The organism is Aestuariivirga sp., from assembly GCF_044238155.1.
Taxonomy (GTDB): Bacteria; Pseudomonadota; Alphaproteobacteria; order Rhizobiales; family Aestuariivirgaceae; genus Aestuariivirga.
In genome coordinates this window covers 1-10089 of record NZ_JBIIDX010000128.1, presented here as the reverse complement: position 1 = coordinate 10089, position 10089 = coordinate 1, and the positions used below count along the sequence as shown (strand labels likewise).

Below are 10089 nucleotides of genomic sequence, written 5' to 3'. Positions count from 1 at the left end.
AGACCTCAACCGCTGGCTGGGCGGCCACTATGCCATTCCATCGGACGATCCGGATCCTGAACAGTCCCCTGACAGCGATTCGGACGGTTGAAAGCACGGCGTTTGATGAAGGACCTGGCTGCGGCATCCTGACGCAGAGAGTGATGTTCGGCCTTACACTTAGGCGCAATCTGGAGTCCTGGTCGAAATAAGTATATTTTTCAATTAGTTGAGTTTTTTCAGTGGCTAATGTTGATGCTGCAATGTTCGCGCATACGCTTGCACAGATAGATCCAGATTTGTCTTCATAATAAGTCCAGTCAGCGATTTGTCAGTCAATTCTATTTCAATCGTTTTAGTTGTATATTACCATCACGTCTGTAAACGATATTGGGAGGACTCATGAGACCTACGCTTTCAGACGTGGCCCGGCTTGCAGGTGTGTCGGTTGCAACTGCCTCCCGGGCTCTCAGCAATCCTGACCTGGTGGCCGATGGCACGCGGCGCGCCGTGCGGGATGCGGCAAACTCCTGCGGCTACAGAATCAACCTCGTGGCGCGTTCACTGCGCATTCAGCGCACCGACACGCTGCTGGTGCTGACACCGGACATTGAAAACCCTTTCTGCGCCAATCTGCTTCAAGGCATCGAAGATACTGCGTTCGACATGGGGTATTCCGTGATGGTTGGCTTCACGGCCAAGGGCGACAGACGCTGCGAGAGCTATGCCGAGCTCCTGTCCAATGGTCGCGTGGACGGGATGCTGGTACTCGACGGTGGAACCGGCATGAGCCGATTCACCGGGCCAAAGCCCGAGGTTCCGGTCGTGCAGCTTCTGGACCGGGTCTACGAGCCGCCAGTGCCGGTGGTACGGGTTGATGACGGCGCAATTGCCGATCTGGCAGTGCGTCATCTGTCAGGCCTTGGCCATCGCCGGATCGCGCATATCGCAGGCCCCCTGGTAGCTCAGCATGCGCTTGAACGGCGCGATGGCTTCATCGCAGCCATGGGCCGCCTCGGCCTGCCTGTTCCAGACACCTACATTCAGGCGGGCGAAGGTCAGTGGGATCAGGCGTCTGGGGCAATGGAACTGCTGCTTAACCTGCCAGAACCGCCAACTGCTGTTTATTGCGCAGATGACATGATGGCATGCGCTGCAATGGATGTCTGCCGGGCACGTGGCTTGCGCATACCTGAAGACATGTCATTCATCGGCACCAATGACATGCCAGAAAGCCAGCGCGCCTTTCCACAGCTTTCGACCGTGCGCGTACCTGATGCCAGCCTGGGCGCAAAGGCGGCAGAGCTGCTGGTGGCCATGATCCGCAGCCAGCAGGGCCTTGCCACCGATACGGTTCTGCCAGTCGAACTGCTCGCTCGCGCCAGCTGTTCGCCGGTCCGGACAGCGGTTGCGGCTTGATCGTTCTTATCTTTCGTAGTGCTGTGCAACGAGGTGATTGAGCAAACGTACACCCCAGCCAGAGCCCCAGCTCTGGTTGATCGGGCTGCGCGGCACATCCATTGCGGTGCCGGCCACATCGAGGTGGGCCCATGGCACGTTGTTGACGAAACGCTGCAGGAACTGTGCTGCCGTGATTGATCCGGCGTAGCGGCCGCCCGTGTTTTTGACGTCTGCCACGTCGTGATCGATGATCTTGTCGTACTCTGGCGCCAGCGGCATGCGCCAGACTTTTTCGCCCGTCGCATAGCCAGAATCACTGAGCCGCTGCGCCAGCTCGTCATTGTTTGAGAAAAGCCCTGCGTGCTCCTTGCCCAGCGCCACCAGGATCGCGCCAGTGAGCGTTGCCAGGTCCACCATGAAGCGCGGCTTGAAACGCTGCTGCACGTACCACAACACATCGGCAAGCACGAGACGGCCCTCAGCATCGGTATTCAGAACGGCAATGGTCTGGCCGGACATTGAGGTGACAACATCGCCCGGCCGCTGTGCCTTGCCATCCGGCATGTTTTCGACAAGACCGATGGCACCCACGGCGTTGACCTTCGCCTTGCGCTTGGCCAGTGCCAGCATGAGCCCTGCAACACAGGCTGCTCCGCCCATGTCCCCTTTCATGTCCTCCATGCCCTGTGCCGGCTTGATTGAAATGCCGCCAGTATCGAAGGTCACACCCTTGCCGACGAAGGCGAGCGGGGCCTCCCCCGCTTTGCCCCCGCGCCACTCCAGAAGCGCAAGGCGCGCCTCATGAGCCGAACCCTGGGCCACGCCCAGCAGCGCGTGCATGCCAAGGCGCTTCATCTGGGCGGGCGTCAGGATCGTCAGTTTCAGGCCAAGCTTGGTCAGTGGCTTCAGGCGAGCAGCGAAAGCCACAGGGTGCAGGATATTGGGTGGCTCGTTCACCAGATCGCGTGCCAGATGAACACCTTCGGCAACTGCCTCCCAGTTCAGGAAGCGCTTGCGCGCACCGCCAGAATCCGCCGTGAGAATGCTGACGGATTTCAGCAGCTTCGCGTCTGGCTGTTTCGACTTGTAGCGATTGAACGCATAGACGCGCAGCCGAATGCCTGAGGCAATGAGCGCAGCCGCTTCCGCCGGCGGCAGTTTTCCGAGTGTCGCGTCGATGAGGATTGCCCCCGACTGCACCTTGAGGCCCTGCAGCGTGCCGGCAATTGCCCCACCCAGCATTTCGAGATCGAGGGACCGAAGGGCAGCCGCCGCGCCAAGGCCAAACAGAACGACCCGCTCCAGACCACCACCCGGCGCCAGAACATCAAGGCTGCTGTCGCGCCGGCCCGTGAAGCCGGCCGCCGCCATGGCGCGCCTGATCTGGCCGCCGCAGCGTTTGTCCACGTCAGCCGCCATTCCCGAAAGCCCTCCGGTTTCAGGAACCAGCAGAATGGCAATGCCGGAACGCGGCAAGGCCAGCGAGGAAAAGTCGATTTTCATGTGAAACCTTTGCTTGAGAGCCTACCGGTTTAGCCGGTTTCGACTGCTTTGGGAATCGCCCGCAATCGGTCCGGCGAAAGGTCTGGTTGACCATGTTCAGCGGGAATCCAGCCATCACCGCAATCCCCAGCCATGCTCGACGACAGGACTTCACGGACCCACGGAAAGCCGGTAGGGTTTTTTCGATAGGAGGACCCGGGGGCGTAGTGCAACCATACCGTGCTGAGCAGTGTGCCGTTAAGACCTCCAGACGACGCCTTCGTCTTCTGGCAGCGATGGCGCTTGCCGGATGTATCCTTGCCTCGCCGGCATCGCTTGCCGGTATCGAAAATCAACCGCCCCTCGTCGAGCCAAGCGTCACGCCTCCGCCTAAGGGAACACGCGTTGACGTGATCGCCGATCGGTTGACCTACGACGCAAAGACCAAGGTGGCCGTGGCCACCGGCACCGTCAGGATCACCTACGGCCCCTATGTGCTGACCGCCAGCAAGGTCGTCTACGAGATGGCCACGGATACGTTCAAGGCAAATGGCTCGATCGTACTCCGGGAACCGAATGGCAATGTGTTCGAAGCCGACAGCGCCGAGTTGAAAAATTCTTTCCGCGAGGGTTTCGGAAACTACGTCAAGGCACTTCTGACAAACAATGTCACCATCACTGCGCAATATGCCCAACGCACCAGCGATGGCATCACGACCTACGAAAGAGCCAGCTATACCGCCTGCAAGACCTGTGTCTCAGAAGACGGAACTCCAGTCTGGCAGATCGCTGCCCGGGAGGCCAAGCACAACGAGAAGACAGAAACCATCTACTACCGTGATGCCACCTTAAAGTTTGGCAAGCTTCCGGTGCTCTGGACCCCCTATTTTGCCTATCCGGATCCTAGTGTGACACGCCGGACCGGGTTTCTCATTCCCTCCATAAAGTCAGGCGATTTCGGCTTCGGCGCAGCAGTACCGTTCTTTTGGGCCATGCGGCCCAACATGGACATGACCGTGACTCCATTGTTGACCACCGAACGCGGCGGAGCAGGCGATATCGAGTTCCGCCACCGACTGGAATCCGGAATCTACAGCGTCCATGGCTACGGCAATTACGATCCCAACGTCAGCGAATTCCGCAGCGACGTGGACAGCCAGCGTGGTGCGGTGCGGACCAAGGGTGATTTCCGCATCAATGAGGATTGGACCTGGGGCTGGGACGGGACGGCGGTCAGCGACAATTACTTTCTAGCCGATTATGGATATGACTCCCGCAACTTGCTGGCCAACTACGTGCAGGCCACAGGCCTGTCGGACCGTAACTACACAAAAGCGCAGATCATCGGCTGGCAGAGCCTGGTAGAGGGTGAAGAACAAGGTGACATGCCGGTGGCCACGCCTTTTGTGGTGGGTGACTATGTGCTCGACCGGCCCGTGATGGGTGGCGAACTCTCATTTGGCTTCAACGCCTATGCACTCCAGCGTAACGAAGCAATCGACGAATCGTATCAGGGCGTAAATGTCGGAACGCAACAAACCCACGTCATGGGCTATGCCGACTGGAAGCGACAGATGATTGCACCGGCTGGCATGTTGGTGACACCATTCGCGCAAGTGCGTGCCGATGCCTTCTATGCCGAGAATGTTCCCGGTGCTGCTGAGAGCAAGGACAGCGAATTTCATCTGACGCCAACAGGCGGGATTGATGTCCGCATGCCATTTGTCGCCTCTCATGGCGGACTGCAAAGCGTACTCACCCCCGTGGCGCAGCTGGTTGGCACACCTTCCGAGCCAGACCTGGATGGAACGGGCAACGAGGATGCCATCACGCTCAACTTCGATACGACGAACCTGTTCCTGAGCGATCGCTTCACCGGCTATGATCGCTGGGAGGGTGGCCTCCGGGCCAATACGGGGCTCATCTACACGCTCATGGGTGAAAACGGCGGCTTTCTGCGCGCCAGTTTCGGAGAGAGTTTCCACATTGCGGGTGAAAACAGCTTCCTGGCTGGCTCAGGCCTCGATGGCACTGCCTCCGACCTTGTAGCCGGCGTGGCACTTCAGGTCTTGCCCAGGATAACGCTCGGCTATCAGGCCAGGATGGAGGAGGATCTGTCGAGCATCAATGTTCAGGAAGGCACGGTCGGCCTCAATTTTGGCCAGTTTTCCGGGTCTGTCAGCTATGCGGACATTGGCCCTGCTGCGAATTACGGCCGGCCCGGAAGCGAAGAGCAGGTCTGGGTGAACGGTCGCTACAATCTCAGCAACGTCTGGAGTGTGTTCGGCAATGTGCAGTACGATCTGAAGAACCAGAAACGAATGAATGAGAGTCTGGGCGTGGCATTCAACTGTGATTGCATGAAGGCAGAGCTCGTTTATGCCATGTCGCAGACTGACGAGTTCGGTCCGAACGGCGACACCCAGTACCGAGTCTTCCTGAGCGTAGAGCTCAGGACGATCGGGCGGATTGCCTACGAGTACATTCAGCAATGACCAGTCGCATGACCTTCTTGATGGCCGTTCTGGCAGCGGCTCTGCTTTTGGCTCCGCATCCGGCGCCAGTACGGGCAGAGATGGAAGGGATTGTGGCCATCGTCAACGATCAACCCATTACAGAACTTGATCTCAAGCAACGCATCGTTCTGCTTGAAATCCTCGGTGATCTTCCCCGCAAGGGCTTGGACAGACAGCAGACGCTGCAAGCCATGATTGATGACCAGGTCAAGATTGTCGAAGCCACGCGATTTGGCATGTTGCCTTCGGATTCGGAAATCTCGGAACGCATCACCCGCATCGCCAAGGGCATGAATCTCACTCGAGACCAGCTGATGGCCAAGCTCAAGGACAGAGGCATCAGCGAGGCGAGCTTTCGTCGCTACCTTCAGGCATCAATTGGTTTCAGCCGGTTGGTGTCTGCAAAATACAAGGAAGACGTCAAGGTGACAGATGCCGAGGTCGATGCCAAGATGGCAGAGATCAAGGCTGAGATCGGCTCCGAAACCGCCAAGCTGATGAGTGACCCGCGCATGAAGCCGGTCACAGTTTATTCCTTGATGGAAATCGAGCTTCCGATCGACAGTGAAGATCCGATGATGATGCAGTCTCGCGCCATTGAGGCGAGACAGGTGGCAGAGCGGCTGAAGGGCTGCGGGTCCGTCAGGGCGGCCTCGGAGGGTATCTTCGACGTCAAGTCGGGTAAGAAGTTCGATGTCGATGCGGCAAAGATGCCCAAGGAGTTGAGGCAAGCCCTCGACAAGGCCGGAGTTGGCCGTGCCGTCGGGCCTGTGCGTAGCAAGAAAGGCATTCAGCTCATTGCATTCTGCGGCTCGCGCACGATCACGCCACCAAAGCCTGACTTCAAGATGCCTACGCGTGAGCAGATCGAGCGAATGGTCATCAATGAGCGCTATGACAGTCTTGAGGCACAATACCTCGAGCAGGCGCGCGACAAGGTCTATGTCGAATACCGCGATGCGGCCTACACCCAGCAGTAGAGGGTGAATGGCTTCTTCACCTCTTCTCCTGACCTGCGGCGAACCGGCCGGCATAGGCCCTGAGATCACCGCTCATGCGTGGGCAGCGCTCCGGCACGAACCCGACTGTTGCTTCCTGTTGCTAGGTGATGCGCGATACTGGCAGCGACGCAACCCTGAGCTGCCGATACGGGAAATCGGCTCTCCCGGGGAGGCGCGCCGTGTGTTTCCTGACGCGCTCCCGGTTCTCAACCGGCCTCTTGCCGCTCACCCTGAACCCGGCACGATCCTGCGAGAAACTGCGCCACAAGTCATCGCAGCTATTGAAGAGGCGGCAGAACTTGCCCTCAGTGGAGCCGTTGCCGGACTCGTAACCAACCCGATCCAGAAGGATGCACTCTACAGCGCAGGCTTTCGCTATCAGGGACACACTGATTTCCTGGCTGACCTCGCGGCCCGCAAGGGCCATCGCGTTGACGAGGTGATGATGCTGGTGGCGCAAGATCTGCGCGCCATTCCAGTGACCGTGCATATTCCGCTCAAAGATGTTCCAGCCGCACTCACCACGACAGCGATCATCAAGCAGGCAAAGGTCGTGGCGCGAGACCTTTTGCGCTTCTTCGGCATTGCAAGGCCGCGCCTCGCCTTTACGGGCCTCAATCCGCATACGGGCGAAAATGGCGCCATGGGACGTGAAGAAATCGACATCATCCAACCTGCGCTTGATAGCCTGCGCCAAGCGGGCCTCAACGTGCTGGGGCCGCTGTCCGCCGACACCGCGTTCCATCCAGAAGCCCGCGCCAGCTATGATGCAATCTTGTGCATGTACCACGACCAGGCTCTGATCCCAGTCAAAACGATCGACTTTCATGGGGGTGTCAACGTGAGCCTTGGGCTGCCGTTTATCCGCACCTCGCCCGATCATGGCACTGCCCTTGGAATCGCAGGTCGCGGGCGGGCAAACCCGCAAAGCCTTACGGCAGCCATCCGCCTTGCAGCACGGATGGCCGGGGCCCTGGAGTGACTGAAGATCGCCTGCCACCCTTGCGTGAGGTGATTGCCCGGCACGGGCTATCTGCCCGGAAATCCCTAGGTCAGAACTTTCTCTTCGACATGAACCTCACGCGCCGCATTGCCCGGGCTGCAGGACCGCTGGAAGGCTTCACGGTGATTGAGATTGGCCCTGGACCGGGCGGACTCACCCGTGCTCTGCTGCTTGAGGGCGCCTCCCATATCATCGCCATTGAGCGGGATGAGCGTGCTCTTGCTGCACTGGGCGAGATTGCCAGCGCGTTTCCCGGCCGCCTTACAATCATGCCCGGCGATGCTCTGACCGTAAACTATGAACCGCTCGCCGCCGGGAAGCAGGTGAAGATCGTCGCCAATCTTCCATACAACATTGCAACCCCCCTTCTGACGGGCTGGCTTGAAGGCGAGGTCTGGCCTCCATTCTATGCTTCGCTGACGCTGATGTTCCAGAAGGAGGTCGCAGAACGTATCGTTGCCCGCCCCAACGGCAAGACATATGGCCGCCTGTCGGTTCTCTGCCAGTATCGATGTTCGCCAAAGATACTCTTTGATGTGAACCGCTCAGCCTTCACGCCACCGCCGAAAGTGACCTCGAGCATCGTGCAGCTCGTGCCTCTTGCCCGCCCCCAGCCACCATGCCCGATTGCGCGCCTCTCGCGAGTGACCGCGGCTGCCTTTGGCCAGCGCCGCAAGATGCTTCGAACAAGCCTCAAGACCCTCATCGATGCGCCCGAGCCGCTGCTCCGTGAAACGGGCATCGATCCGGCACTCCGGGCCGAGCAGCTGCCCGTCTCAGCCTTCGCAGCGCTTGCGGCGCGCCTGCCCTGACCGCCTACAGATCTTTCGTCAGCTCACGGACAAATTGGGTCAGGCCAACGCGCCTGCGGCGCCTCAGGCGCTCTGCGCGCAGAATTGCGTATATCTCCGCGCTCGCCAGGTCCAGCTCGTCATTGATGACGATATAGTCATATTCAGGCCAGTGGCTGATCTCGTCAGCTGCTTTTGCCATGCGCTTTGCGACGGTGGCCGACGAATCCTGGGCGCGGCCGATGAGACGCTCGCGCAGTTCTTCCGCGGAGGGCGGCAGGATGAAGATGCGGACCAGGTCTTCGGGCATGGCCTGGGCAAGTTGCTGCGTACCCTGCCAGTCAATATCAAAAAGAACGTCACGGCCAGCCTGCAGCGCCTCCAAGACCGGGCGTTTCGGGGTCCCGTAGAAATTGCCAAAGACCTCGGCGTACTCGAGCAGGTCGCCGCGGTCCCGCAGCCGCGCAAACTCATCCTGGGTGATGAAGTGGTAGTCCCGTCCGTTGACCTCGCCCGGCCGAGGCGGGCGCGTGGTGACGGAAACAGACATGGCGATGTTCGAGTCTGCCGCGAGCAGACGGCGCGACAGCGTGGTCTTGCCGGCTCCTGAGGGAGACGACATGACAAGCAATAGACCGCGACGGGAGATTTCAGTCATAGGCATGATCCTCACTCGATGTTCTGGACCTGCTCACGCAGCTGGTCGATTACGGTCTTGAGTTCGAGGCCCGTCGCCGCGAGAGACCGGTCTGATGCCTTCGCACAAAGCGTATTGGCCTCGCGGTTGAATTCCTGTGCCAGGAAATCGAGCTTCCGGCCGATGGCGTCGGGTGTGACCAGCAAGGAGCGGGCCGCCTGTACATGTGCGTCAAGCCGGTCCAACTCCTCCTGGATGTCGGCCCGGCTTGCCATGATCACGGCCTCCTGATGCAGCCGGCCAGGATCGAGGGCCGTGCCAGTGTCAAGCAACCGGGAAACCTGCTCGGCCAGTTTTGCACGGATGGCATCGGGGTTGCGGGCGGGACTGGATCGTGCCGCAGCGGCGAGCTCTTCGATGCGACTCACTTGGTTTGCCACAATGGCGTGGAGACGTTCGCCTTCTGCCCGGCGAGCCACGGCCAGCCCCATCAGTGCTTCATTGAACCCCTGGAGTATGGCAGCGTTGCGCTGGTCAAGCGCTGCCTCGTCTTCGGGAACCGGGGCTACATCGACAACGCCGCGGATGGACAGGAGCATATCTGCACGCAGCGGTTCACCGCCAATGCGCTCCCGCAAGGCTTCACCTGCCGCCACCAAACGATCCAGTATCTCGGTATTGATGCGGAGCGTCTCGCGCGGCAGGCCGCCACCCACCACCAGCGTTGCCTGCAGGCTGCCGCGGCGGATAACCCCTGTCAGCGCGGTTCGGACTGGAATGTCCAGAGCCTCATAGCCCGGTGGCAGACGCAGCCGAAGATCGAGTGACTTGCCGTTGACGCTCTTGATTTCCCAGTGCCAGAGAAGCCCCTGGTGCTCACCTGCGGCGCGGGCAAATCCGGTCATGCTGGAGATGGGCATCAGAACTCCGGACGTAAGAATCAGCCAAGGATTAGCGCAACGGGCGGAGCCGGGGAATGGGCGCGGGACGCCCCTCGACCATGACGATGGTTCCAGGCTGGAGGTCTGTCGTGCTGGCCTTGGGGGGCAGGACAGGTGACGGGGCAGATTCCGGCTCGGGAATGACGTCAGCAAGCGGCTGGTCAGCCGCGTCGGGCCCGATTTGCGAAGATGCCCCGGGGGCCTCGACTCCGGGTTCAGGATCATCGGCCGCAGCAGATGCCGCCGCGCTGGCCAGCTTCCGCCAGGCACTGACATTGCGATTATGCTCTTCAAGTGTAGACGCAAAGGCATGCCCGCCTGTTCCATCCGCCACAAAA

At 60.0% G+C, this 10089-nt stretch carries 8 protein-coding genes and 1 pseudogene; 5 read left to right on the top strand and 4 right to left on the bottom strand.

Going from position 1 to position 10089, the window contains the following annotated elements; genetic code table 11:
- Positions 1-381: 381 nt before the first annotated feature.
- Positions 382-1398 (top strand): LacI family DNA-binding transcriptional regulator, encoded by a 1017-nt coding sequence (locus ACILRN_RS12925; RefSeq protein ID WP_395688902.1) that lies wholly within the window; start codon positions 382-384, stop codon positions 1396-1398.
- Positions 1399-1404: 6 nt separating this feature from the next.
- Here ACILRN_RS12925 and ACILRN_RS12920 read toward each other — a convergent pair whose 3' ends face one another.
- On the bottom strand, positions 1405-2883 hold the full coding sequence (locus ACILRN_RS12920; RefSeq protein ID WP_395688901.1) for a leucyl aminopeptidase: 1479 nt from the start codon (positions 2881-2883) through the stop codon (positions 1405-1407).
- Positions 2884-3089: 206 nt separating this feature from the next.
- Here ACILRN_RS12920 and ACILRN_RS12915 point away from each other — a divergent pair, with 206 nt between their 5' ends.
- Genes ACILRN_RS12915 through rsmA form a run of 4 tightly spaced genes read left to right on the top strand, consistent with a single transcriptional unit; the run spans position 3090 to position 8194 of the window.
- Entirely contained in the window at positions 3090-5357 is a 2268-nt protein-coding gene (locus ACILRN_RS12915; RefSeq protein ID WP_395688899.1) for an LPS-assembly protein LptD, read from the top strand.
- 8 nt (positions 5358-5365) lie between these two features.
- Positions 5366-6358, top strand: coding sequence for a SurA N-terminal domain-containing protein (locus ACILRN_RS12910; RefSeq protein ID WP_395688897.1), 993 nt, complete (start codon positions 5366-5368; stop codon positions 6356-6358).
- A 7-nt stretch (positions 6359-6365) separates the two neighbouring features.
- Positions 6366-7361 (top strand): 4-hydroxythreonine-4-phosphate dehydrogenase PdxA, encoded by a 996-nt coding sequence (gene pdxA, locus ACILRN_RS12905; RefSeq protein WP_395688896.1) that lies wholly within the window; start codon positions 6366-6368, stop codon positions 7359-7361.
- On the top strand, positions 7358-8194 hold the full coding sequence (rsmA, locus tag ACILRN_RS12900; protein ID WP_395688894.1) for a 16S rRNA (adenine(1518)-N(6)/adenine(1519)-N(6))-dimethyltransferase RsmA: 837 nt from the start codon (positions 7358-7360) through the stop codon (positions 8192-8194). Before pdxA ends, rsmA begins: the two co-directional genes overlap by 4 nt.
- 4 nt (positions 8195-8198) lie before the next feature.
- Here rsmA and gmk read toward each other — a convergent pair whose 3' ends face one another.
- The 3 genes and pseudogenes from gmk to ACILRN_RS12885 form a co-directional block, all read right to left on the bottom strand.
- Positions 8199-8831 carry a guanylate kinase gene (gene gmk, locus ACILRN_RS12895; protein ID WP_395688892.1) on the bottom strand — a complete coding sequence of 211 codons (633 nt, stop codon included), beginning with the start codon at positions 8829-8831 and terminating at the stop codon, positions 8199-8201.
- A gap of 11 nt (positions 8832-8842) precedes the next feature.
- The gene (locus ACILRN_RS12890; RefSeq protein WP_395688891.1) at positions 8843-9730 is read right to left on the bottom strand and encodes a YicC/YloC family endoribonuclease; all 888 of its coding nucleotides are present in this window, start codon (positions 9728-9730) and stop codon (positions 8843-8845) included.
- 31 nt (positions 9731-9761) lie between these two features.
- Positions 9762-10089 (bottom strand): annotated as a pseudogene (locus ACILRN_RS12885) (hypothetical protein); the annotation flags it as partial.